This window comes from Salinibacillus kushneri, from assembly GCF_900111405.1.
Taxonomy (GTDB): Bacteria; Bacillota; Bacilli; order Bacillales; family Alkalibacillaceae; genus Salinibacillus; species Salinibacillus kushneri.
This window is the reverse complement of the sequence record NZ_FOHJ01000004.1, coordinates 74,002-97,642: the sequence shown is the minus strand read 5'-3', so window position 1 is coordinate 97,642 and position 23,641 is coordinate 74,002. Positions and strand designations below refer to the sequence as shown.

27 protein-coding genes and 1 pseudogene are annotated in these 23,641 nt (G+C 36.7%); 6 read left to right on the top strand and 22 right to left on the bottom strand.

Annotation, left to right across the window (positions count from 1 at the left end; translation table 11 throughout):
• Positions 1-131 precede the first annotated feature (131 nt).
• The 3 genes from BMX63_RS07095 to BMX63_RS07085 form a co-directional block, all read right to left on the bottom strand.
• Positions 132-383, bottom strand: coding sequence for a hypothetical protein (locus BMX63_RS07095; RefSeq protein ID WP_093133394.1), 252 nt, complete (start codon positions 381-383; stop codon positions 132-134).
• 310 nt (positions 384-693) lie between these two features.
• Entirely contained in the window at positions 694-2,121 is a 1,428-nt protein-coding gene (gene dacB / locus BMX63_RS07090; protein ID WP_093134056.1) for a D-alanyl-D-alanine carboxypeptidase/D-alanyl-D-alanine endopeptidase, read from the bottom strand.
• Between the two features lie 343 nt (positions 2,122-2,464).
• Positions 2,465-3,331, bottom strand: a complete 867-nt coding sequence (locus BMX63_RS07085; RefSeq protein ID WP_093133392.1) for a CvfB family protein — start codon at positions 3,329-3,331, stop codon at positions 2,465-2,467.
• A 131-nt stretch (positions 3,332-3,462) separates the two neighbouring features.
• Between BMX63_RS07085 and BMX63_RS07080 the strand changes: the two genes are divergently transcribed.
• Positions 3,463-3,909, top strand: a complete 447-nt coding sequence (locus tag BMX63_RS07080; RefSeq protein WP_093133390.1) for a YaiI/YqxD family protein — start codon at positions 3,463-3,465, stop codon at positions 3,907-3,909.
• Positions 3,910-3,951: 42 nt separating this feature from the next.
• Here the strand turns inward: BMX63_RS07080 and BMX63_RS07075 are convergent, their stop codons facing one another.
• The 7 genes from BMX63_RS07075 to BMX63_RS07050 all read right to left on the bottom strand — a co-directional run bounded on the left by BMX63_RS07075 (position 3,952) and on the right by BMX63_RS07050 (position 10,165).
• Positions 3,952-4,155, bottom strand: coding sequence for an alpha/beta-type small acid-soluble spore protein (locus BMX63_RS07075; protein ID WP_093133388.1), 204 nt, complete (start codon positions 4,153-4,155; stop codon positions 3,952-3,954).
• Between the two features lie 114 nt (positions 4,156-4,269).
• Positions 4,270-4,992: an aspartate/glutamate racemase family protein gene (locus BMX63_RS07070; RefSeq protein WP_093133386.1), complete on the bottom strand. Its 723-nt coding sequence runs from the start codon at positions 4,990-4,992 to the stop codon at positions 4,270-4,272.
• A 39-nt stretch (positions 4,993-5,031) separates the two neighbouring features.
• Positions 5,032-5,163 carry a hypothetical protein gene (locus BMX63_RS18645; protein ID WP_281242733.1) on the bottom strand — a complete coding sequence of 44 codons (132 nt, stop codon included), beginning with the start codon at positions 5,161-5,163 and terminating at the stop codon, positions 5,032-5,034.
• A gap of 184 nt (positions 5,164-5,347) precedes the next feature.
• Complete coding sequence (locus BMX63_RS07065) at positions 5,348-6,025, bottom strand: RluA family pseudouridine synthase (RefSeq protein ID WP_093133384.1); 678 nt, start codon at positions 6,023-6,025, stop codon at positions 5,348-5,350.
• 130 nt (positions 6,026-6,155) lie between these two features.
• Positions 6,156-7,028 (bottom strand): patatin-like phospholipase family protein, encoded by an 873-nt coding sequence (locus BMX63_RS07060; protein WP_177167228.1) that lies wholly within the window; start codon positions 7,026-7,028, stop codon positions 6,156-6,158.
• A 121-nt stretch (positions 7,029-7,149) separates the two neighbouring features.
• Positions 7,150-8,514: a dipeptidase gene (locus tag BMX63_RS07055; protein WP_093133380.1), complete on the bottom strand. Its 1,365-nt coding sequence runs from the start codon at positions 8,512-8,514 to the stop codon at positions 7,150-7,152.
• 118 nt (positions 8,515-8,632) lie between these two features.
• Positions 8,633-10,165 carry a glycine betaine uptake BCCT transporter gene (locus tag BMX63_RS07050; protein ID WP_093133378.1) on the bottom strand — a complete coding sequence of 511 codons (1,533 nt, stop codon included), beginning with the start codon at positions 10,163-10,165 and terminating at the stop codon, positions 8,633-8,635.
• A gap of 278 nt (positions 10,166-10,443) precedes the next feature.
• Here BMX63_RS07050 and BMX63_RS07045 point away from each other — a divergent pair, with 278 nt between their 5' ends.
• Entirely contained in the window at positions 10,444-10,734 is a 291-nt protein-coding gene (locus tag BMX63_RS07045) for a DUF4870 domain-containing protein (protein ID WP_093133376.1), read from the top strand.
• 64 nt (positions 10,735-10,798) lie between these two features.
• Here BMX63_RS07045 and BMX63_RS07040 read toward each other — a convergent pair whose 3' ends face one another.
• The gene (locus BMX63_RS07040) at positions 10,799-11,290 is read right to left on the bottom strand and encodes a DUF456 domain-containing protein (protein WP_093133374.1); all 492 of its coding nucleotides are present in this window, start codon (positions 11,288-11,290) and stop codon (positions 10,799-10,801) included.
• A 194-nt stretch (positions 11,291-11,484) separates the two neighbouring features.
• On the opposite strand from BMX63_RS07040, the gene BMX63_RS07035 reads away from it, so the two are divergent.
• A complete protein-coding gene (locus BMX63_RS07035; protein WP_093133372.1) occupies positions 11,485-11,901 on the top strand; it encodes a FixH family protein in 417 nt (138 codons plus the stop codon).
• A gap of 99 nt (positions 11,902-12,000) precedes the next feature.
• On the opposite strand, the gene sspL is transcribed toward BMX63_RS07035, so the two are convergent.
• Complete coding sequence (gene sspL / locus BMX63_RS07030) at positions 12,001-12,141, bottom strand: small, acid-soluble spore protein L (protein WP_093133370.1); 141 nt, start codon at positions 12,139-12,141, stop codon at positions 12,001-12,003.
• 114 nt (positions 12,142-12,255) lie between these two features.
• Here sspL and BMX63_RS07025 point away from each other — a divergent pair, with 114 nt between their 5' ends.
• Positions 12,256-12,444: a hypothetical protein gene (locus BMX63_RS07025; RefSeq protein WP_093133368.1), complete on the top strand. Its 189-nt coding sequence runs from the start codon at positions 12,256-12,258 to the stop codon at positions 12,442-12,444.
• Here the strand turns inward: BMX63_RS07025 and BMX63_RS07020 are convergent.
• The 5 genes from BMX63_RS07020 to BMX63_RS07000 all read right to left on the bottom strand — a co-directional run bounded on the left by BMX63_RS07020 (position 12,441) and on the right by BMX63_RS07000 (position 17,690).
• Positions 12,441-13,316 carry a 5'-3' exonuclease gene (locus BMX63_RS07020; RefSeq protein WP_093133366.1) on the bottom strand — a complete coding sequence of 292 codons (876 nt, stop codon included), beginning with the start codon at positions 13,314-13,316 and terminating at the stop codon, positions 12,441-12,443. The genes BMX63_RS07025 and BMX63_RS07020 overlap by 4 nt on opposite strands.
• A 76-nt stretch (positions 13,317-13,392) precedes the next feature.
• Positions 13,393-14,388: an LLM class flavin-dependent oxidoreductase gene (locus BMX63_RS07015; protein WP_093133364.1), complete on the bottom strand. Its 996-nt coding sequence runs from the start codon at positions 14,386-14,388 to the stop codon at positions 13,393-13,395.
• 37 nt (positions 14,389-14,425) lie between these two features.
• On the bottom strand, positions 14,426-15,010 hold the full coding sequence (locus tag BMX63_RS07010; RefSeq protein ID WP_245732758.1) for a DUF421 domain-containing protein: 585 nt from the start codon (positions 15,008-15,010) through the stop codon (positions 14,426-14,428).
• A gap of 96 nt (positions 15,011-15,106) precedes the next feature.
• A complete protein-coding gene (locus tag BMX63_RS07005) occupies positions 15,107-15,937 on the bottom strand; it encodes a manganese catalase (RefSeq protein ID WP_093133362.1) in 831 nt (276 codons plus the stop codon).
• A 301-nt stretch (positions 15,938-16,238) separates the two neighbouring features.
• Complete coding sequence (locus BMX63_RS07000) at positions 16,239-17,690, bottom strand: ATP-binding protein (RefSeq protein ID WP_093133360.1); 1,452 nt, start codon at positions 17,688-17,690, stop codon at positions 16,239-16,241.
• 224 nt (positions 17,691-17,914) lie between these two features.
• Here BMX63_RS07000 and BMX63_RS06995 point away from each other — a divergent pair, with 224 nt between their 5' ends.
• Positions 17,915-18,877, top strand: a complete 963-nt coding sequence (locus BMX63_RS06995; RefSeq protein ID WP_093133358.1) for a cation diffusion facilitator family transporter — start codon at positions 17,915-17,917, stop codon at positions 18,875-18,877.
• 199 nt (positions 18,878-19,076) lie between these two features.
• On the opposite strand, the gene BMX63_RS18455 is transcribed toward BMX63_RS06995, so the two are convergent.
• The 3 genes and pseudogenes from BMX63_RS18455 to BMX63_RS06985 form a co-directional block, all read right to left on the bottom strand.
• A complete protein-coding gene (locus tag BMX63_RS18455; RefSeq protein WP_281242738.1) occupies positions 19,077-19,538 on the bottom strand; it encodes a peptidoglycan-binding domain-containing protein in 462 nt (153 codons plus the stop codon).
• Positions 19,539-19,598: 60 nt separating this feature from the next.
• Positions 19,599-20,120, bottom strand: a pseudogene (locus BMX63_RS18450) (peptidoglycan recognition protein family protein); the annotation flags it as partial.
• 86 nt (positions 20,121-20,206) lie between these two features.
• Complete coding sequence (locus BMX63_RS06985; RefSeq protein ID WP_093133353.1) at positions 20,207-20,464, bottom strand: DUF2164 family protein; 258 nt, start codon at positions 20,462-20,464, stop codon at positions 20,207-20,209.
• A 137-nt stretch (positions 20,465-20,601) separates the two neighbouring features.
• On the opposite strand from BMX63_RS06985, the gene BMX63_RS06980 reads away from it, so the two are divergent.
• Positions 20,602-21,492, top strand: a complete 891-nt coding sequence (locus BMX63_RS06980; protein WP_093133351.1) for a DUF4349 domain-containing protein — start codon at positions 20,602-20,604, stop codon at positions 21,490-21,492.
• Positions 21,493-21,559: 67 nt separating this feature from the next.
• Here the strand turns inward: BMX63_RS06980 and BMX63_RS06975 are convergent, their stop codons facing one another.
• Positions 21,560-22,693: a bifunctional cystathionine gamma-lyase/homocysteine desulfhydrase gene (locus tag BMX63_RS06975; protein WP_093133350.1), complete on the bottom strand. Its 1,134-nt coding sequence runs from the start codon at positions 22,691-22,693 to the stop codon at positions 21,560-21,562.
• A 15-nt stretch (positions 22,694-22,708) separates the two neighbouring features.
• Entirely contained in the window at positions 22,709-23,632 is a 924-nt protein-coding gene (locus tag BMX63_RS06970; protein WP_093133348.1) for a PLP-dependent cysteine synthase family protein, read from the bottom strand.
• Between the last annotated feature and the right edge of the window lie 9 nt (positions 23,633-23,641).

Below are 23,641 nucleotides of genomic sequence, written 5' to 3'. Positions count from 1 at the left end.
TATTATGTATATTTTCTCTATTTTTCCCAATTAGCCAGCCTCTTTGATTGTTCTATCTCCCGTTCAATTCTTTGCAGGTTTTAAATGGAAATGAAGACTACCCTTAATGTTTAGAGTAGTCCTCTTCTCAATTAATATAATAGTTCATAAACTTCATGTAATTGGTAGCCTCTTTCATGATCACCTGATTCATTAGCATGATGGATTTCCTTTAAGATTATTTCTCTTAATATACGACTTTCCTCTTCATCGAGATCACGTGAAAAAAGATTTTCTGAAGGATACTGATTTGTGGATATTTTTTCATCAATATCCCGTATAGCATCAATCTCCTCTGTATAGTTCGATAATACTTCTTGTAAATAAGTTAAGGATTGATCCATATCTATACCTCCTCATACATTTTTCTTATTGTTAGCATGGTTTCAATATGGATGAATATTCATAGAAAATAGAAGGCGACTCATCAAATCCTGCAGCATAAACGGAAATGCAAGGTGTAACACGTATTTAATCAACGCAGAAGACTGATTCTGCTTATTTTTGCCTGGTTTTAAAGAAAATATATCAAAGCACATTTTACTTCAAACATCCGTCATTTCCTGACGAAAGTTGTTTTTCTTACACTGCATCTGTCATAGAATGCTATTTATTGTCATTCCTTGCGCTTGCCCGGGAAATATTTCCTTCAAACTATATATTTCCTAAAATCCTTACGATTTGATCTTCAATTAGCTTTCCTTTTTCTTCATCTTTCATATTGTTTAATAAAATCGAAAAAATAAGGTTATTTCCACTTACCGTTTCTATATAACCGGATAAAGAGCTTACGGTTGAAATGGTCCCGGTTTTTGCATAAACATTGCCCATTAACGGTGGATTAGACATACGATAACGTAAGGTTCCCCCTTCCATTCTCTCTGATAAACCAGCTATAGGAAGTGAGTTTTTATATATGGAGAACCATTTTTCCTGTTGAATCTCGTATAACATGTTTGATAGTTGATTCGGTTTAACTAAGTTAACATGTGAGATACCTGATCCGTCACGCATAACCATGTCTTCAGAATTCACCTTATACTTTTGTAACTCATCTTCTGTTACTTCGAGTCCTTTATCCCAGCTTCCTTCCCCTTTTTTCACTCTCCCCAGCTCCTTGATCAATAGTTCAGCATGCCCATTATTGCTCAATTTCATGAAGGGAATAAATAATTCAGACAATGGCAGGGACTTTTGTATAGTTAGGACCTTGGCAGCTTGAGGTGTTTTGCCTTTAGAAAAGTCAGTAATGTCGATACCTTGTTCAGTTAAAGCTTCCTTAAATAACTGAAGTACATAACTGGTTGGATCCCATACCGCGATCCATTCTTTCTCCATTGATGAACCGACAGGTATTTGTCCTGAGACTGTTATCTTATTACCACCATGTTTACGTTTAAAATCGATGTCTTTTTCCTTGTTTTCAGACACTGTTTCTAACTCATTATGAATGTCTACGAATTTTGTGTGAGGGGATAATGAAACCTCTGCTTTTTTACCTGGTTGATTAGATGGTGTTACTTCAACAATAATAGTTCCTGCATCGTAGTCCTCATTAGGTGAAAGCGTTAAAGCAGATACTTGGGCACCGTAATATGTATGCTCATCAGTCCAGGGTAAATCCTGTGAATATCGCTCATTATCATACCAGGTATCATCACCAATAAGTTTTCCATCCACTTTTTTAATTCCTTTAGCCTTTAATTTCTTAGCTATTTGCTGAATATCCTCTTCCATAAGGGTAGGGTCACCTTTACCTTTAATATACAAATTACCTTGTAATACTCCGTCTCTAATAGGACCATCAGATAAAATTTGCGTACTAAATTGATAATCAGGACCTAAGACAGATAGACTCACGGCTGCAGTAAACAGTTTAAGATTGGATGCAGGGCTCAGTAGCTTATTGCCGTGATGCTGATAAATGACTTTACCGCTATCGGCATCTCGAATACTGATTCCTGCTATAGCACCCTCCAAATGTGGGCTTGTTTCAAGAAGCTCATTAATATTTCGTGATATTTGGTCTGTTTGTGCTTCGATAGTTGCATCCCTGGGTGAACTGTATGGAAAAGTAATCATGAGAACGAAGAATAAGGAGAAAATCCCAATATATTTTCTCAAATTTTACAACCCCTTTTTAACTAGGCTCTGTTAAACATAGGTGTTGATTTCTACTCCAGTGCACTCGCTTTCCATAGATGGACCTGGAGCCTCCTCGGCATACCTGCGGCTTCTCCCGTATAACGCTCTTCCTGCAAGAGTCTCGCACATTTTCTCTCATCAACTTGCTAGAAATCAACAATAAGCTTTAACACAGCCTTTAACAAAAAAGTTGGAAATCATACCTTCCATCAGTCATGATTTTCAACTTCCCATTTATATATCCAGTTTTATTCACAGGTTTACATAATACTATTATAGTTTATTTATTATCCACAACATACGTTTTTCCATTTTTTTGTTCTACTTTATTCTCCTTCAACAGATGCCCAATCGCCCGCTTAAAAGCTGCTTTACTGATATGAAAGGTAGCGCGAATCTCTTCTGGATCACTTTTGTCGCTAAACGGCATCATCCCTTCATTAGCATCCATGTAGGTCATTAAAATTTCTGCATCCTCTTTGATACTATTCTGTTTTAATGGTCTTAGTGAGATATTTACCGATCCATCTGATTTCACATCGATGATTCTCCCTTTTACCTCTTGACCAAGACGAGGTTCTTCCTTTCTTTCGGTATGATGAACAAAACCTCTGTAGCCATCGTCTGTAAGAATGACACTGCCTTCTTTGCTGGCTCGAAAAACCCTTCCAATTACAGACTTATGAAGATCATCTGTGGAAGCAGATAAAAAATCCTCATTAGTAAAGAGATCTTCTGTTGCTGGTTTAGCTAATAATCTCCCCTTCTTATCTACATCTAAAGACACATATAAAAAGTCTCCTGCTTTCGGCCAAACGGACTCATATAGGGGTAAGTCGTCTTTTGATACAAGCATTTCTTTATCAATACCAATATCAACAAACGCGCCAAGATTAGGCATTACTTCTACAACCTCAGCCCAATCAAATTGATCCTTACGAATGGAAGGTATTGTAGTGGTAGCCTGAACCCTTCCCTTTCTGTTCAAATAGAGAAATACATCCAATCGCTGATTTCCCTCACCTGTTGGTACTTCGTTATTTTTCGTTTCTAATGCAACTTCCTCGAATCCATCAGTTAAAATCCACTCTGTTTCTCTTTTCTCTTTAATCATTAAAGATTGTATCGTTCCTATTTTGTCTTTCATTTGAAACGCTCCTTACGATTGATCAGTCTCTCTGGAAAATTGACAATTTATGTACCTGCTATTATTATCACACGTAACCTTATCTTTATTTTTATACCAACTCTCATTCATAAATCAGTTAGGAGGATTAGATGAAAATATACGTGGATGCGGATGCAAGTCCTGTTAAGAATATCATTATTTCAGAGACAAAACCACTACAGATTCCTGTAGTATTCGTGATGAGTTTTTCTCATTATTCAAATCAGACAGAAGAAAACCATGTGGAAACAATATATGTAGATTCAGGTGCAGATTCAGCAGATTATCGAATCATGAAGCTGGCCAAGTCAGGAGATATCGTAATTACACAGGATTATGGTCTAGCCTCACTTGCTTTAGGTAAAGGCTGTATCGTCTTGCATCATAAAGGCTTTCAATATACTGTCGAAAATATCGATCAGATGCTTACAATGAGGCATGCAAATGCAAAAGCCAGAAAAGCAGGACATAGAACAAAAGGTCCAAAGGCTTTTACCGATGAAGATCGAGAGCATTTTAGGAGATTTTTAAGAACTACTATTTTACATACATTGTAAAAAAGCTCCCTTAAAAGGGAGCCTATTGATATCCATCTATATTTATTTATTCATGTTTTGTTGTGCTTGGGATACAAGGCGTTTAGTAATTTCTCCGCCTACGGAACCATTAGAACGTGATGCTGAATCTGCTCCCAGTTGTACTCCAAATTCTTGTGCAATTTCAGTTTTCATTTGGTTTACAGCATTTTCTGCTCCAGGAACGACTAATTTGTTCGTATTATTACTACGATTTTGTTGTGCCATTCTAATGCCCTCCTTGGAATGTTATCGTCTTGCACACTTAGCTTTATGGAACATAAGCGGCATTTATTCTCATTTATCCTCGCTCATTGCTGGTAATGATTGAGAAAATAGGTACTAGAAGCAAGAACGGACATAGGCAGAATACACATAATGAATCATAGATGTGTAATCAAATACAGGTAATTGCGTCTCATCCTGCACAGCCTTAGCATAAGGCGGGAGCATGCTGCACTCCAATAAAATCATTTTAATATTAGGGTAATTCATACACATTTGTTTCGTAACTTTTATAACTTCTTCTTCAACTTTTTCTGTATTTAAAATTCCCGTTTCATCGATAGCAAAACGGCGAAAATAAGTTTCATTTTCCAGCCCTTGTATGACTATTGGGTCATAAGATGGATTAATGTTTATGCTTGATAAAAGATTCTGATTCAGCACACCGGAATTGGCTGTTATAATTCCGATTTGTTCCCCTTCATTAATAAGGTATTTTAAAAAGTGAAACTGAAGAAGACTTGATAAAAAAACGGGTACTTTTAAATCCTGAGAAAGACGTTTTTGGAAAACAGCCATGTATCCACAGTCTCCAGTTACAGCTTTCACACCATTTTTTACTAAATTAGTGCCAGCTTCAAGAAAAGGTTTGTAAAGGGTGTCATCAAATTGAATCATATTATTCACTTTTAAACCCTTAACTGTCTCATACCGTACTGGAAACGGGAACGTGTGAGCATTTCCTATGTCTCCAGGTATAAATGGAGCAAAAGAGTCCAGCATTAGGAGCCCAATTGTTTCCCCATAGCTTACTTGTCCTGGATTGGCATAATAAATCATATTGAATTTCACCCTTATCAAGTCATTTTATGGTTTTATTTATATTCCATAATCTAATACCTCATTTTTAGTTTTAACGATAAAACCGATTTTATCTTGATAATCCAGAATCAATGTATGTTTGATTTGTTCCTGAACAAATGGAGTAACCTTTAGATGAATATTATCCATCTCTGTTACTTCACCTAATGAACCTGATTCATCCAGAATCAGAGAAAATTCGATGGAACAGCTTCATCCACCACTATAGTTTGCATCAAGCAGGAAATGTTTGTTTGTGTAGTCATACTTTTTCATTGTATTTAATGCCTTTTCCCTGATTTCTATCTCCATCTTTTTTACTTCCTTCCATTTTTCATTCAAATAAACTCCAAGGAAACTCATCTGGCGGAGTACATTTGATATAAACATCATCTTCACGTGTTGGATGAGGCAGATGTAACGTATTGGACCAAAGAGCAATTTGCTGTCCAGGCCGATTTACAGATTGACCATATTTCTGATCTCCATATAATGGATAGCCCATTTCTGAAAGCTGTACACGAATCTGGTGAGAACGACCTGTATGTAGAGTTATAGATAGCAGGCTTAGATTTTCCCGTTCTGACTGCTGTAGAACATTATATTCTAAAATCGCCTTTTTTGCTTGTTTGTGATTGGGAGAGACAGCAAAGACCTTGTTATTACGACGATCTTTATATAAATAGTCCTCAAGAACACCGCTTTTCTTACTAGGAAAACCACGTACCACCGCAAGATAGCTTCTTTTTAATACTTTTCTGCGAATCATGTCAGATAATCTAGATGCAGCTTTAGAATCTTTGGCAAATACCATTACTCCTCCAACCGGCCGGTCTAATCGATGTACTAAACCAAGATAAACATTTCCAGGCTTTTGGTATCGAATTTTGATATCCTGTTTTAAACGATTTAATAAATCATAATCTTTTGATTGGTCAGACTGAACCGGCATATTTACAGGTTTCTTAACAATCAAAAGATGATTATCCTCATAAAGAATCGGTATATTCATTTGATTTTATAACCCCCTTCATCATTAACATTTTCACTCTCACGTATATTTCTTCCGCCAAAATCGTTGATTATTTTTTGGAGGAGTTAATCGACTTTGTTATGTCCCAAACTCGTTCACTAGTAAACCATTATACTTCTATAGTAGTAGATGTGGGAGAAATAAATTTTTTTAAGCGCCCGAAAGAAAATCTGGCTTGTTCATATCCCTGATTATATAGCTTTTGTAATTTTTCAGGATTTCGTTCCGCCCTACCCACGTCAAGCTTATCTTCAGGTCGAATAATCAGGACATTCCCTTTTTTCTCCTGCTCTTCTAGATAATCCAACGTTTGATTATATTTTTCATGCCGGTTCATTACCGCCTCAATTAATCCATCATAATGACCATATTTCCGTTTCAATAGCCATTTATATTTCACTCTGTTTTTACGGTATTCCTTATTTCTCGTTAACACCACTACATTTTTACGGTTTCCGTCCTGTTCTGATTTCTTAATGGGAATTGGATCTGCAATTCCCCCATCTAATAAACAACGGCCTTCAAATTCAATTTCCGGAGCCATAAAAGGTAAAGAACTTGAAGCCCGTAGTATAGTGAGCATATCCTTTTTATAGCTGGTTTTATCATAATAAACCGGTTCACCTGTATGACAGTCCGTCGTGCCTACAACGAATTCTTCCGGAGCCTGATTAAAGGTTTCATAATCAAATGGGACTAACTGGTTAGGCAGCTTATTAAAAATAAAGTCCATACCAAATAGTTCCCCACTTTTAAAAAAACGTTTATAGGAAATATATTCTGGATGGTTTATATAATCAATATTCACTGTCCGGTTCCGTTCAATTTGTTTGGCTACATAAGAACTACCATTGCAGGCACCAGCTGAAACACCAATCACATAAGGAAGATATACATTCTGTTCCATTAAATAATGTAAAACACCGCCTGTAAAAACCCCACGCATACCTCCGCCTTCTAATACTAACCCTACATTATCCATCATCAATCTCCTTTAGAATTCCATTTTAAATTCTATTTTACCATAATGTTTGAATTTTTTAAGTTACCTGCTTTATAAGAGGGCTGACTATAATAGCCAGCCCCCTCATATCGTTTCTTGATTATTTTGTTACTGAATCCCAGTAGTAAACAATCGTTTCCATTCCTTTATCAAAGCTTTCGAGCGGGAAGCTTTCATTCGGTGAGTGTAGACCGTCTTCCGGTGTTCCGAAGCCCAGCAAAACAACAGGCTTCTTATATAACTGATCAAGAAGTTCTACTACTGGAATGGATCCGCCCATACGTACATAAACCGTTTCTTTGCCAAATGCTTTTGTTAAGCTATCACCTGCTTTTTGAACCAGCGGATGATTAGGATCTACCTTGTAAGCCTTCGCAGATAAAGGCTCTCTTGTAATATCAATGGTAACACCATTAGGAACATGATGGTTAAGATGCTCTACGATTAAATCCTGAATACGGTCTGGATCTTGTCCTGGTACAAGACGACACGTAATTTTTGCCGTGGCTGTAGAAGGGATAATCGTTTTTGTCCCTTCACCCTGATATCCACTGTATAGACCGTTAATTTCTAATGTAGGACGTGTCATTGTATGCTCTTTTGCCGTAAACCCTTTTTCCGGAGTTGTATCAGTAATTCCAGTGCTTGCTTTAAAATCTTCACCAGGTACTTCTTTTATTAATTTTCTTTCTTCATCTGTGAGTTCTTCAACCCCATCATAAAAACCATCTACCATCACAACTTCTTCCTCATTTTTTAGCGTAGTAAGCAGATGAGCCATGGCCATGGCTGGATTTCGAACTGCTCCCCCATACATACCAGAATGAAGATCACTTGAAGGTCCCTTTAATGTAAATTCAAGACCGGTAAAACCTTTTAAGCCATATGTAATCGTTGGTTGTCCCGATTCAACCATTCCCGAATCAGAGATGACAGAAAAATCAGCAGCAAATTTCTCTTTGTTGTTTTTTAGTATTTTTGTTAAATTTTCACTCCCAATTTCTTCTTCCCCTTCGATACAAACCTTTATATTAACTGGAAGCTCTCCAACGGTATTCATGTAAGCTTCAAAAACAGACAAGTGCATGAAAACTTGTCCTTTATCGTCACTGGAACCACGAGCATATATACGTCCATCTCTTACCTCGGGCTGGAAAGGTTCACTTACCCATTCTTCATATGGATCAGCTGGCTGAACATCATAATGACCATAAAATAAGGCTGTTGGTGCATTCTCAGCTTTCATCCATTCTGCATAAACAAGTGGATGTCTTTCCGTCTCTATTATTTCAACCTGCTCAAACCCGATTTCGTTTAAATAGTCTGCAACAAATTCTGCCCCTTTTTTAACATCTTCCTTATATTCTGAATCTGTACTAATGCTAGGTATAGATAGAAAATCATACAAGCGGTTAAGCAATGCTTCCCGATTATTTCTTAAATATTGAACAACTTCTTCCGTCATCATCATACTCCCTTTCCATGTAACTCAATTCTATCTCCACTCTAATTGTAGCATAAGTTATTGGTTTCCATAAAAATGGAAGCCTAAAATTAATATACAGGTAACCGTTTTGTGTCTTTTAGCTTTTCTCTTTTTTAACGCGAGGCTCCTTCTTTCTCTTTTGTCTTGGTTCCTTACTTAAAGATTTAAACAAAGCAAAACACATCATAAGCAGGATTAATGTAAAAGGAAGTGCTGATATGAGCGATGCTGTCTGTAACCCTTGTAAGCCACTGCTAATGATTAATACTGCAGCAATCGCAGCCTGCAGAATACCCCATATAATCTTAACAAACATAGACGGATTCAAGTCTCCATTTGTAGTCATAATTCCCAATACAAACGTTGCAGAATCAGCTGATGTAATTAAGAAAGTAAAGATCAGTAGAATGGCCAATACAGATAATACCATTGTAAAAGGAAAATGATCAAACGTAGTAAATAAAGCACTGGTAACATTATTGTTAACTGCTTGAGCAATATCCGTTCCTTGAAATAAGTCTAAATGTAATGCGGAACCACCGAATACAGACATCCAAATCATTGCAAGTGCTGGTGGTACAATTAACACACCAAAAATAAACTCTCTTATAGTCCGGCCTTTGGATACTCTCGCAATAAAAGAGCCAACAAATGGTGACCAGGCAATAACCCAGGCCCAATAAAAGATGGTCCAGTCCTGAACCCACGTACCCCCTTCATATGGTGTAAGGTGAAGAGACATGCCTAAAAAGTGTTGTAAGTAATCACCAATACCAAGTGTTAATGAATTCAGGATAAATACGGTTGGTCCTAAAAATAAAAAGAAAAGCATTAAAGCTAAAGCCAGACCTAAATTTAAGTTACTGAGAATTTTAATTCCCCTGTCTAAGCCTGTAGTGGAGGAAACTAAGTATAATACAAGCAAAATGGCTGTAATGATTAGTTGTGTACCTGTTCCATTAGGTAAGGCAAAAACGTAATGAAGTCCTCCATTAATTTGCATAATGCCCATTCCTAATGAAGTTGCAACTCCCATAACCGTTGCAATGACAGCTAAAGTATCTATGGGGATACGGATACCACTTTTCTTTCCTTCTCCTAGTATAGGGTTTAAGGTAGAACTGATTAACCCTGTAGTCCTCTTTCTATACTGAAAATAAGAAAGAGCCAGTCCTACGATGGTAAAAACAGACCATTGGTGTATTCCCCAATTGAAAAAAGCATATCTCATCGCATCTCTTGCTGCTTCTGCTGTAAGAGGGTCGGTGTCTGTCGGGGTAATTAAAAAATGCTGCATTGGTTCTGCTACTCCCCAAAATACCAGGCCTACCCCAAAGCCTGCACTAAATAGCATGCCAATCCACGTGAAAAATGGATAGTCCGGTTTACTATCATCTCCCCCTAATCTGATTCTCCCAAACCGGCTTATGGCTAAAAACATACAAAAAAAGACAATTCCTAATACAGAAACAAGGTAAAACCAGCCAAAAGCATGTGTTGTGAAGTCGTAAATGGTTGTAGCAACTTCAGCAAAGCTATCAGGTAATATAGCTCCCCAAATAACTAAAATTGTAATAAAAAAGGAAGAAAACCAAAAAACAATGTTATTGGGTGAATGTTTTCGTTTCACAAAAAAACCCCCATTTTGTAAATTCATACATTTATTTTTAGACTATCGTCTTGTTTTATACAAATGGGAGCACAATTATACTTTGGTATAATATCGGAGTTAGCGGAAAATTGATACGATTATGTATATATGAGCGTATGCTTAAAGAAAGGTTGACTTTATGGAGGCATATTAGCTTTCAACGTTCATATGAGGGAAATGAAAAAAGGGAGGCTTTCAAAATGTCAGAGTCAGTAAATGATCACAACGAAGAGTAGGAAGAAAAATCTTCTACAGGGATGGATCTAAATGTAGCTGGATTACTATGCTATTTAGCAGGGATAATTACAGGAATTATCTTTTTCGTCATTGAAAAGGACAGCAGATTTGTAAGGTTCCACGCTTTACAGTCTATTTTTACCTTTTTAGGGATATTTGTTATAAGCATGATTTTAGCCTTTATCCCGATTATTGGATGGATGTTAAGTCTTATTCTTTATCCACTGACTTTAATTCTGTGGATTATCTTAATGATTAATGCCTATCGGGGACACTATTTCAAGCTCCCTATCATAGGTGATATGGCCTAAAAGCAAGTAAATTCTCAATCATAGAAAAGACTTCCCCCCTTTCTTAGCTAATACTCATAGTGGTTTACAGATTAATAAGGACATCAAAGAAGAACCAAATAATCATAATGGCCTGTACAAACACTTTGGCAAGTGTACTTCCGAAGAAGCCTAAAAAGGATCCGAATGCGGCTTTAAAAGATTTTTCAATAGACTTCTTCTGTATAAATTCAACGATAAATACTGTAATAAAAGGAATAATGATAATTCCAAATGGAGGCATGATAAAAGATCCAATAACTACAGCTATAGCGGCAAATCTTTCTCCCCATTTGCTTCCGCCAAACCTCTTTACAAAATGGCTGTTAACAATAATATCCGCCACTAATAATAAAATGGTCAGAAACACCATGGGAATCCAAAAATAAAAAGACAAGGTGTCATTGTTCATTCCAAAATGATAAACCAAAAATCCGCCCCAAATCATTAAAACAGAAGGGATAATGGGGAAAATCAGTCCTATAAAACTTAATATAAAGAAACCAATGATGAGAATCCACCAAACTACATCTAACATGGAAAACTCCCCTTTTACTAAAGATTACGTTGTCGTAGCCTTATTTTGCAATTCCAGCCTTTATACCATACCAGAATTGTAAAGATATTGTCACTTCTAAGACAACTTTTCTAAAAATAAAAACTCATTTTGTTATAAAATGGAGTTAATGAAGAAATAGATGGGTAAGGGAATCTTGTTTTAGGAGTGATTATATGAGAAAAATTATTTGCTTCTTTCTTTTAACCTTGATTTTTCTTGTCATTACAGGGTGCGGCACACAAGGTGAAAGTGAGGAACCATCCACTTCAGATGCTAGTGAACTAAAAATGCTTAACGTTGAAATTCAATTGCCTGAAGAGATTCAGGTAAATAAAGAAGTCCTTTTAAAGGCGGCTGTTACGTTAGATGAAGAAAAAGTCACAGATGCTGATAACGTGAAGTTCGAAATATGGAAAGAAGGATCTGCTGAAGAAAATCATGAAGAAATAGAGGGGGCACATGAGAAAGACGGTATCTATTCCATCTCTAAAACTTTTCAGGAAAAAGGTACTTACTATGTTATTGCTCATGTAACGGCCAGGGGGATGCACAACATGCCTAAAGAAGAATTTACCGTTACTGCTAAATAGCTTTATGTTATCTCAAAAAACAAATGATTATCGAAAAGGGACTGATTCTACTCAAATCCATTTTTGAGTGCATCAGTCCCTTTTCAAAACAGCTGTTTGTTAAATTTTTGTATTCTTCTTCTTTGTACGCTGTTCAAGCTGTGATTTAGGGCGCTGATCTGCAGCATCTTCAGAAAGACCTTGAGGATTTACATTTGAAGCTTTTTTTCCTTTTGTTCGATTCTGTTCAAATTTAGCCAAAAAAACACCTCCATTCGTATTTTTACAAGTGTTACTTTTTTTATTCTATTCATTACATTCAATGAATAAAAAAGGGCTAGCCAGGAAAGATAACGGTAAAAGGTGGTGATTTTCTTGGGCTATCAACCAGAATATAAACAAATAGTAAAGGAAATCGTCTTAGAACTGGAACATGACGACTTCCTGTTTAATGAGAAACAGAGAGAAGCACTCGAACAAGCATTAAAGAATTGCTACGACACAGGTTATGAGGATGGTATGACAGATGGTAAAGAAATAAGTGAAAGACCGATTTCGGGTTAAACGATTTTATCCACTTGTGTTAGTAAATTTTTAAACTCTAATTCTTCAAACTTTTGACTTACATTGTTAATATCAACCTTCCACCTTGCTTCATCCAGGTCACAATTTAGTGGAACTTCACAAAAAATTTGCGCCAATTCTCTTGAGAGATGTAACGCATCTAAATTCTCTTCAATCTTTTTTCGTATACCATTAGATAGGTCATTCATATGATTTAGTATACCATCAACATTTCCATATTGCTTAATAAGTTTTAAAGCTGTCTTTTCACCAATCCCTTTAACACCAGGATAATTATCAGAAGGATCCCCCATAAGCCCCTTCATATCCACAATTTGTAATGGGGTGATTCCCTTCTCTTCCTCAAAGTTCTCTTTATGATAAACCGCATAATTTCCTTGTCCTTTTTTCATGATGGCCACTTTTATATTGTCATCTACTAATTGAAGAATATCCTGGTCTCCAGTCAAAATCAGCACATGATCGTTTTTTCCATACAACTTAGCCAGCGTACCCATGCAATCATCTGCTTCATATCCTTCCACTCCAATATTAGGTACACCAAAAGACTCCACAGTTTCTTTTATTAAGTCAAATTGAGGAATTAATTCTTCAGGAGGCGCGCTCCGATTAGCCTTATAAAATTCATACTTGTCATTTCGGAATGTTTTACTTCCCATATCCCAACAGCAAATTACATGTGTGGGGCCAAAAGTCTCAACTGCATTTAAAAAATATCTCATAAATCCAAAGATTCCGTTGGTAGGGGTTCCTTTTGAGTTAAACATATAATTTCCTGTAAATGATGTGGCAAAAAAGCCTCTAAAGAGAAGTGCCATCCCATCAACGAGCATAATATTCTTTTTATCCATTATACAGTAATCCCTTCTTTAATTAATCAATATCCATTCTAACAAACAGGAGAGAAAAATCCAGGGAAAAATACTGCTACAGACCCATAGCTTCAGCTAACAATGAATAGCTCTTCAACTTAGCCTGAAAATCGTAAATATTTGTAATAATCATAAACTCATCTGTTTGATAAGTTTTACTTAATTCTTCTAATTTTCTCTTAATTTCATAAGGGGTTCCGATTAAACATCGCTTCCGATTGTTTTGGACCTTCTCTAATTCCCGTTGTGTAAAGGTTTTAGCCTTCACCTCTTCAATAGACGGTACTCTGGTATCCTTCCCCATTTCTATATTTAGCAACCATAGGTCCTGACTTAGCGCTAACTGCTCTGCCTCGTATTTTGTCTCCGCACAAACAACAAAAATACAAACATTAACATACGGTTTTTTCTGATAGGATGATGGCTGAAAATGCTTAACATAAGTTTGTATTGCCTTTTCACCATTTGCGGGATTTATAAAGTGACCAAATGTAAAACTTGTACTATTTTTCGCAGCAGTTTTTGCGCCCCTTTCAGATAACCCTAAAACCCAAATGTTTGGATTTGTGATCGTCATTGGCGTTGCTTTCACCTTGTGAAATTGATGACTGGACGGAAGGTTTCCATATAAAAAACCTGTTAAATCCTCTACCTGACGAGGAAAATCATTTAAGCTTTTTTGTACGCCATCTGTTAAAGCTGATCGTGTTGCGTGGTTTCCACCTGGAGAACGGCCAATTCCCAGGTCAATACGGTTGGGGTATAAGGTTTCAAGAACTTTAAAATTTTCTGCCACTTTTAAAGGGCTATATTGAGGAAGTAAAACTCCGCCGGATCCTACTTTTATGTAGTTGGTTTTAGCAGCAAGATGGGAAATGAGTACTTCAGGTGAAGTACCAGCAAGACCTTTCGTATTGTGATGCTCTGCAACCCAATAACGTGTGTACCCGAGTTTTTCCACATGTTTGGCTAAATCTACAGTATTTCTAAATGTTGTTGTTGCTGTATCTCCTTTGGAAATGGGTGATTGATCAAGTACACTTAGTTTCAACGTGATTCTCCTCTCAGAATTCATGGTTTACGATTTTTTATTTTAAATGATTGGGATAATCTTGTTTATCTGGATTCCTTTGTTTATTTTCGATTTCCGCAAATAGAGAGTTCCCGCCCTCCATGGGTGGTTTGTCATCCATATTCATTAACTTTTTAAACTCTTTTACCGTTAACGGCTTAGCTTCATCGATCAGCTCATATCCAATTTGTCCATTAGGTTCTAATGTAGCCGTTTTTACATCTGAAATTTTTGATATTCCCTGCTGTCTCAATCGCATTTCCAGCTGGTCAACAGAAAATCTTAAAGAACGCAATGTTTTAACATCTATTTGACCATTCTTTATAATCACCTTTGACTTTCCAGTAATCAATCGTTCAATAAAATTAACTTTTAGTTGTAACAATTCCATAACAATTAAAGCTAAAATAAACACTGCAGAAGCTAAAATCGTTCGTAAAACACTTTTTTCTATAATAGGCTGAATAATAATAGAGCCAATTGAAATCATGACAACCGTTTGTGCTAAAGTCATTTGAGATATTGATTTTCTTCCAGCTATTCTTAATAAGAATACACCTGATAAAACAAGAATAACAGATTTTACAATAACTGATAGCAACTTGACTCCCTCCAATTGACATTTATTTTTAGCATGTCAATTTCGAGGAAAAATCATTCCTGTGCCAGGTTCTTTAAACCCGACACAGAAAGCAATTTACATTTTTGACATAGGTAATGTGTCGTGAATATAAAGAGGAGCCGGAATTAAAAAGGCTGGAGGACCATAAGCCGGTGGATTGCTGAAATACCTGAACTGCCCCTTACCATCAGGTGCAATTCCTTGTGCCCAAGGACCTGTTGCACTTTCCTCACCTCTCGAGAAATTATAAAAGTCATAAGCAACTTCTTGTTTTTCCAGTTCACTAGGGAAAGTGGTTGGAACAGCTATATCATTTTCACGATTTTCTAGTTCATAAATGGCTTCTTTCCACTGATTTTGATGAGCTCTATCTCTTGCTATTAAAAAGGATAATGTATCCTTGACCCCTGGATCTTCAGCTATTTCATAAAGTCGAACCACCTGTAATCTACCTTGTGATTCTGCGTTTAAATTAGCCCGAAAATCTGCCAAAAGGTTCCCGCTTGCAATCGTATATTTCGCGTTCCACGGATAGCCCGCACTATCGGTTGGCAATGCTCCCAGTCCTGAAACAATGGCATGCTGAGGGTTCATCCCTCCTAAGATTGCTTCTATAGCAGGGTCTTCAGCTGCTTCCTCTTGTTGCTTTACAGGTGCGTTATCAAGTAAACGGGCGATTAATGTAGCCAGCATTTCAACATGTGCTATCTCTTCTGTACCAATGTCAAATAAAAGATCACGGTACTTCGGTTCAGCACGGGAATTAAATCCTTGAAACAAATACTGCATCATAACTGTAATTTCACCATATTGTCCCCCCAAAACTTCCTGAAGTTTTTTTGCATAAAGGGGATCAGGACAAGAAGGCTTCGCATCATACTGTAACTCTTTAATGTGATAAAACAATGTCACTACCTCCTACAAAACTAATGTGGATATGTAGTATTTATATGATAAATGACTATCCTTGTGACAAATGTCATAAAATTTGAACGTACCTTAAAAGTAAGAACACAGGTATCTTAACCTTCTCATCCCTAAACTTCTTTCGTTTATTCTACAGAGAAATTTTTTGCATTTTTATGGTTGGCATAGCAGAAAAAAGAACTGGACAACTTCTCCCAGCTCTAAAATAATGATTCTTTTCACGAACAATTAAATCCGCCTGCATGCAGTAAATGTTGATAGTGGATACATGTAAAAAAGTCTAAGTTCCTGATTTATAACTCTCTTTAATAGGACCGAGTTCTTGACCTTGATAAACATCCTTTGGCAGCCAAACCGTAAATGTTGTCCCTTCTCCTAATTTACTGTCAATCTTAATTTGGCCATGATGATGCTCTATAATTCGGTAGGATACCATCAAACCAAGTCCTGTACCCTCTTCTTTGGTTGTATAGAAAGACTTGCCGAGTTTTGATAACTGGCGTTTAGGGATACCTTTACCGTAATCTATTACTTTTATATAGCCATTCCTGCAATCCTGGGCCAGTTTAACTTCTACTTTGCTATTTGAATGTGATGCTTCAATGGCGTTTTTCACCAAATTAATCAGTACTTGCTTTAACTGAATCTCGTCTCCCTTAACAAATACATTAGGAACATCCTCATTTAAGGATAAGGAGATATTGTTTTTGTTGGCTTGTACATCCAACAGTAAAAAAACATCCTTAATGATATCTTTTAAGTTATGTCGATCCACACTATCATGTGGTTTAGCAAATGAAAGCATATTTACCGCCATCGCCTCAATTCGGTCCACTTCAGCTTTTAAAATGTTTATGTAATCCTTCATTTCAATAGCACCAACCTGCATAAGCTGAAGGAATCCTTTAATAGAAGTTAGTGGATTCTTTATTTCATGTACAATACCTGCACTTAATTCTCCAACCATAGCGAGCTTTTCTGTTTGCATCGCTAACTTTTCCGCTTCAATTTGTTTTTCTATTTTTTTTAAATTGGCCAGGATATAGAGACCTTGTTCTTCTTCAATTCGATAAAATGCTGATTCAACCCATACATACGTTCCTACATTTTGCCTCACCCTGAATCGAACCTGCTTTTGTTCAGTGTTATAAGTTAAGCTTCTAAATATATATTCAACCCGTTTTCGGTCTTGTGGATGAATAAAGTCAAAAGCACAACAACCAATTAAGCGGTCAGATTTATATCCAAACTCTCTATTTACTGAGGGGGTTATATATTGTATAGATCCGTTTTGTTTATAATAGGCAATGACATCCGAAATATAATTAGTTAAATCCTGATATTTCTTTTGTAAATCGGTAAAATCCTGCTTTAATTTAGCCGAATAGACAGTATCTTGTATGTAAACCTGGATAAAAGGATGCTTATGATTAGATGGTGATGCATAAAGTTTTGTTTTCATGCGTTTATTTTCTTTTGTGCGCAATGTGATATCTTTTAACACGATTGATTTTCTATCGGTTAAAACCTGCTGAAATTGTGTTAATACTTTTTCATAGTCTCCCATTGGCAAAAGATTTTTCAGGAAAATTTCCTCATACTCCTCATAACCTAACAATTGATAAGTGCTTGGATTCGCATATACTAATTGTTCGTTTTTGAAAATCATAATGGGATTTGGTAGCTGATCTACAACTTTATTGAAATTGAATTTTGTATCCTCGATTTTCATATGAATACCCCTTTAACCAATAGATTTTTGGTCATGGTAAATTTGTATGGTTTCTTTCAAGTCTATATATCTTTTCTCATACCCTCAAAATGACGAACGTAAACACTTTTCATTCAAAATGTATCTTTTTAAAAAACTTGATTAGACTTACGTAGTAACATTGTATGATATTTTGTTTATCGTTTAACCTAAAAACAGAATGTAATAATAAAGGAGATTGAGCCGTGCTTGAGCTATTAAAAAAAGGAAATAAATCTTCAGGTACTGCAGCTTTAGGGAATACAGCTTTGGCCATAGCTAAAGGGATTGCGGCAGCTATTAGTGGAAGTGGTGCGATGTTTGCAACGACCATTCACTCCATAGCAGATGCAACCAACCAGGGATTTGTTTTCTTTGGAAGTGCATTAGCAGAAAAAGAACGGACAGAAAGATTCCCTGCTGGTTTTGGCCGCGTAGTTAATTTATTTGTTTTAATAGCTGTGATTGTAATTTCTATTATGGCGTACGAAACTATTGTTAAGGGATGGCATTTGATTCAGGATCCACGTGCTACTACACATATCTGGCTTAATACAGGTATTCTCTTATTATCCATTATGACTGATGGTTATGTATTATGGAAAGCTATGAAGCAAATTGCAGAAGAATCCCTTACAGAAGCCACCGGTTTTACACGGATTTCTGCAGCCTTTCGAAATATACAATATGCTTCACCTCCTACACGACTTGTTTTTTATGAGGACATTGTTGCAACCATAGGTGCTTTATTAGCATTAATAAGTATCTTACTTGCCCATTTCACAGGTTTTCTCCTACTCGACGGGATAGGAACGATGTTAATTGGTATTCTGTTAATAGGCATTGCATTAAAAATCGGGTACGATAATACGATAGGTTTAATTGGGGTTTCTGCTCCGGCTAAAATTGAAAATCGAATAGCAGAACTTATATTAAACGAACCTGAAGTAGTGGATATATTAGAGATGAGGGTACTGCAAGAAGGTAGACAATATCATGTTGAAAGCTATATCGAATTGAAGAAAGGTTTAACCCTTGCTGACGCTGATGATATAAAAATCAAGGTTCAAAAAAAAGTATTGGAAGAGCCGGATATTGATGATGTCACTTTAGGGATATTAGAATCTGATAATCAAAAAACTTGGGAGAAGAAGGATTCTGCAAAATAATTTACCTTTAGCATGCTCGGAAAGGACTATAGCCTTAGCGGATAAAGAAAACCACTTATTTGATGTTGACTTATGAGAAATTAAAAGAGTCTCACGAATAACCCGGCGCTGGAGCTGGACTTGGCATTCCTGAATTATTATCCACAGAGCCTACACTTTATCATTCCTTTAACAAGAATAAGTCGCGAATATTCGCGACTTATAAATCCTCAAGTTCCATTTCCATAAAACGTTTTGTATTTGGTCCATATATTCCGTCATTTTCGAGTGCACTGAACATCGACTGGAATCTCGAAACAGCATCCTCAGTTAATGACCCATATATGCCGTCAATGTATCGAGGGTCAAAATTCAAGCGTTTTAATGCTCTTTGTACTTGTTTTACTTCAGCTCCCTCATCACCCTTTTGCAGAATACCGTTTGGTAATGGAAAATCATTACTCGCTTTGCTCGAATTGGTCACTTCTTTTAACTGTCCTAACGTTTGTTGACCAACAAGACCATCTACAGCCAAATGATAATCTCTTTGAAATCTCATAACCGCTCTTTCCGTTTCAGATCCAAATATAGCGTCAGCACCGTAATTAGGTAAGGAATAACCAGCTTTGATTAAGTCTTTTTGAATATCACGTACAAATTCTCCGCGGTCCCCTTTACCAATTGGCAGTTCAACAGATGCTCCTCCAACTACAGGTTCTGGAAGATTTTCTTCACCCTCAAAATATTTTCGATAGGCATTATCAACATCATTAAGAAAATCGTTCCATGATACTCCGTGCCGGTTCAGTGCATTTTGCGGATCCGTTCTTCTTGAAGGATCAAGTGTACTATGCCCAACGATATTCTCATCAGGATTTAAATTAAATTTATCTACTAAATAGGCATGGTACCAGACATAGCGATTATAAGCGTCCTCGAAAGAAATGTTTCCGCCATAGCACAGTTCTACTGCAATTGCCGCATCATTAGCATTTACTCCGTAGCGACGATTATCAGTGGACACATTATATCGAACATGCCAGGCTTTTTCGTCTAAAGGAATGATTTCAAGAATATACTTATCATCGATAAAGGTATGCGCAGATGACGATGGATTTGTATTTTCAAAATAATTTCGATTACCATATGCACTTGAGCCAGGATTACCGGTGTCATGACTAACAATAAATTGCACATCCTGAATGCTTTGACCAGATCTGGAATTGCCAATATTTATATAGTCTCTTGTAATTTCATACTTCATATTCCTCACCCCATATCTCTCGTTCATATCCCCCATTACACTATATTAATCTTTTAAGAATTTGTGCAAAGTAAGGTGAGCATGATTTACCTGGAAGAACTTCTGTGTACCTGTTTTTCCAGGGAACGAATATCTTCATCAAGACTGTCCATTTTTTGTTCAGCCATGAGTCTTGCATCATGAATTCCTTCATTATAAAAATATGGTGCAATGTCTTCTTTCATGAATTGATAGATGTTTTCTGCAGCTAGTTCTCCCATCTCTTCTCCGCGTTCTTCCATAAAATACTCCTGAATTTTTCCTATGATTATTTGTTTCTGTTCTTTCGATAGCAATGCTAACACCCTTTCTTTATTACCTCTTTTATACTATATCATCTTAAGAAAAGGGTTTAAATTCCTTAGACAGTTCTTTCCATTTCTGTCACCTTTACAGATTACAAACGTCTACTATGTAAAATAAATCATTTGGGGGTTAAAAAATGAAAAAAACAACTTACTTTCTTTTCATTCTTTGTCTATTTTTATTAGGTGCCTGCAATTCAGAGGATACTGGCGAAACGGAAACAAAGCAACAAGCTGATTCTGCTGCAGATATAGCAAAAAATACTGAGAAGATGGAAATCGTAAACGAGGAATCGACTGAAGAAAACGCAGTCAATCAGAGTAAGGATTCAACAAAAGAGGAACTTATGATTATGTATCATGCTTATTTTACGCTTAAGATTAAAGATGTTAAACATGCTATAGATACTATTACAAACCGAACCAATGAGCTAAATGGTTATGTTGTAGAAACAAGTAGTACAAATCGCGAAAAACAATTACACTCCCGCATAATAGTCAGAATTCCAAACCAAAATCTGCAGTCATTTATGAAAGAAATTGAAAATAGGAGTGAAAAGGTAGTAGAAAGACAAGTAACAGGTGAAGATGTCACAGAGGAGTATACCGACCTTGAGTCTCGACTTAAGGCCAAAAAAACTGTTGAGGCACGCTTACTCGATTTCATGAAAAGTGCCGAAAAAACCGAAGATCTGCTACACATTTCCGAAGACCTTGCTCAAGTACAAGAGAAAATCGAGCAAATTGAAGGGAGAATGAAATTTTTGGACAATCGTACAGAATATGCTGAAGTCAATATTTCCCTAGAAGACGTTTCTGTAGATGTCCCTGGCATTGCAGAAAAGGATTTACAAACAGGCGAACGTATTAAACGAGCCTTTACGAATTCTTTGAATCAACTATCCAGTATCTGTTCAGGTATTTTCGTATTTCTTATCGGTTATTCGCCTTTCCTCATTATCCTTTTCATCATAGGTGGTACCCTTTGGTTATTGAAAAGAAGAAAAAACAATAAGGACCATTCATAATGGGAGGACTATCATTAGAAAAGGGCTGAAACATCTATGGTTTCAGCCCTCCCCATTTAACATAAAGTTATTTTAAGGCCTGTTCTAAGTCCTCTATCAAATCTTCAGCATCCTCCAAGCCTACAGATATACGAATAAGGCCGTCAGTGATTCCTAACTCTTCTCTTCGGCTTTTTGGAATGGATGCGTGGGTCATGCGCGCCGGAACCGAAATTAAACTTTCAACTGCACCCAAACTCTCAGCAAGGGTAAAGTATTGAATTCGATTTAAAACCTGATCTGCCATTTCCCCACTGCCTACATCAAACGAAAGCATTCCACCAAAGCCAGACGCTTGGGATAAATGAATTTGATGTCCTGAATGACTAGCTAAACCAGGATAATAGACGTTTGTTACACTTGGATGATTATGCAGGAATTCAACAACTTGTTTCGTGTTTTCTTCAATCTCTTCCATTCTCACTCCAAGGGTTTTCATCCCTCTTATCAGAAGATATGAATCCTGTGGTCCTAAGATACCACCAGCAGAATTAAGAATAAAATGCAGTTCTTCAGCTAACTTCTCTGAATTTACAACGACTAATCCTGCAACTACATCACTGTGACCTCCTAAATATTTTGTTGCACTATGAAGAACAATATCCGCTCCAAATTCAATTGGATTTTGCCAATATGGGGTACTGAACGTATTATCTACAATAAATAATAAGTCCTGTTCCTTTGCTAAATCACTTATTTTACTGAGATTGGTCACCTTCAGCAATGGATTTGTCGGGGTTTCTACGTAAATGGCTTTGGTATTCGATTGAATAGCTTGTTTTACTTCATCTGGCGAGCTTGTATCTACGAATGATACATCAATCTGGAAACGACTTAATACTTTAGATACAACACGATAAGTTCCACCATAAACGTCATCGGTCATGATTACATGGTCACCAGAAGAAAAAAGCATAAATACGGACGTAATCGCAGCCATACCAGACCCAAATGCAAAACCTTGTTTTCCACCCTCTAAATCTTTAATCAACTCTTCTAATGCAAAGCGTGTTGGATTTCCTGTTCGTGAATATTCATAGCCTTTATGATTTCCTACCGATTCCTGTTCATAAGTACTAACCTGATAAATGGGCACATTAACAGCACCAGTTTGTTCATCACCGGTAATACCACCATGAATAAGTTTCGTTTTTTTACGCAAAGAAAGTCCTCTCCCTCATTTTTTATATTGATAGATTCCGTTACTTAAGTAGCGTTCACTACTATCGGGAAAAACCGTAATAATATTTGTTCCAGGACTTGCATGTTCAGCTTCATAAAGAGCAGCTTGAAATGCAGCACCTGATGAACTGCCGACAAGTAAACCTGCCTTTGAAGATAGATCCTTTACTCTGGCAAATGCCTGAGAGTCGGAAATTGTATAAATGGCATCGAAATATTGCGGATTCATATATTCAGGAATAAATTCCATCCCTATTCCTTCTGTGTCATGAGATCCAGCTTCACCTCCATTAAGAATGGAGCCTTCAGGTTCAACAATAACCGTTTTTAAATCTGTTTTCTTTGTTTTTAAATACTCTGCTGTACCCATAAAAGTACCACCTGTGCCACCACCGGCTATAAAAACGTCTACATTTCCATCTAATTGTCGATAAATTTCTGGCCCTAATGTTTCAAAATAGGCTTTAGGATTATTGGGATTGGAAAACTGCTTAGGGGAGTATGAGCCAGGGATTTCTTTTAACAGTTCTTCTGTTTTACTGATTGCGCCTTTCATTCCATCTTCTGTACGTGTATGAACAATTTCTGCCCCAAGCGCTCTCATAAGTTCTTGCTTTTCCATACTAAATTTCTCCGGAACTACAAAGATTACCCTTATTCCCATACCAATAGCGGCTAGTGCCAGCCCTATCCCAGTATTTCCGGCAGTAGGTTCTATAATCGTTCCACCTGTTTTAAGTTTTCCGCTTCTTAGTGCCTCATCCAACAATTTCTTTCCTAACCTGTCTTTTATGCTCCCGCCAGGATTAAAATATTCTAATTTAGCAAAAATACGTACATTTTCAGGAATATCAAACTGATGGATTTCAATAAGAGGCGTTTCACCTATTAGTTCCTGTACATTTTGCACATACTCCATTTTATAACG

Coding starts and splice junctions, on each gene's coding strand:
- BMX63_RS07055 (WP_093133380.1), bottom strand. CDS start 8,514: ATGACGGAAGAAGTTGTTCAATATTTAAGAAATAATCGGGAAGCATTG.
- BMX63_RS07045 (WP_093133376.1), top strand. CDS start 10,444: ATGGATCTAAATGTAGCTGGATTACTATGCTATTTAGCAGGGATAATT.
- BMX63_RS18645 (WP_281242733.1), bottom strand. CDS start 5,163: ATGGATAATATTCATCTAAAGGTTACTCCATTTGTTCAGGAACAAATC.
- BMX63_RS07020 (WP_093133366.1), bottom strand. CDS start 13,316: ATGGATAAAAAGAATATTATGCTCGTTGATGGGATGGCACTTCTCTTT.
- BMX63_RS07075 (WP_093133388.1), bottom strand. CDS start 4,155: ATGGCACAACAAAATCGTAGTAATAATACGAACAAATTAGTCGTTCCT.
- BMX63_RS07060 (WP_177167228.1), bottom strand. CDS start 7,028: ATGGATAATGTAGGGTTAGTATTAGAAGGCGGAGGTATGCGTGGGGTT.
- BMX63_RS07070 (WP_093133386.1), bottom strand. CDS start 4,992: ATGATTTATTATGCCAATCCAGGACAAGTAAGCTATGGGGAAACAATT.
- BMX63_RS07080 (WP_093133390.1), top strand. CDS start 3,463: ATGAAAATATACGTGGATGCGGATGCAAGTCCTGTTAAGAATATCATT.
- BMX63_RS07035 (WP_093133372.1), top strand. CDS start 11,485: ATGAGAAAAATTATTTGCTTCTTTCTTTTAACCTTGATTTTTCTTGTC.
- BMX63_RS07040 (WP_093133374.1), bottom strand. CDS start 11,290: ATGTTAGATGTAGTTTGGTGGATTCTCATCATTGGTTTCTTTATATTA.
- BMX63_RS06980 (WP_093133351.1), top strand. CDS start 20,602: ATGAAAAAAACAACTTACTTTCTTTTCATTCTTTGTCTATTTTTATTA.
- BMX63_RS06970 (WP_093133348.1), bottom strand. CDS start 23,632: ATGGAGTATGTGCAAAATGTACAGGAACTAATAGGTGAAACGCCTCTT.
- BMX63_RS07085 (WP_093133392.1), bottom strand. CDS start 3,331: ATGAAAGACAAAATAGGAACGATACAATCTTTAATGATTAAAGAGAAA.
- dacB (WP_093134056.1), bottom strand. CDS start 2,121: ATGATTACTTTTCCATACAGTTCACCCAGGGATGCAACTATCGAAGCA.
- BMX63_RS07095 (WP_093133394.1), bottom strand. CDS start 383: ATGGATCAATCCTTAACTTATTTACAAGAAGTATTATCGAACTATACA.
- BMX63_RS07000 (WP_093133360.1), bottom strand. CDS start 17,690: ATGAAAATCGAGGATACAAAATTCAATTTCAATAAAGTTGTAGATCAG.
- BMX63_RS07065 (WP_093133384.1), bottom strand. CDS start 6,025: ATGAATATACCGATTCTTTATGAGGATAATCATCTTTTGATTGTTAAG.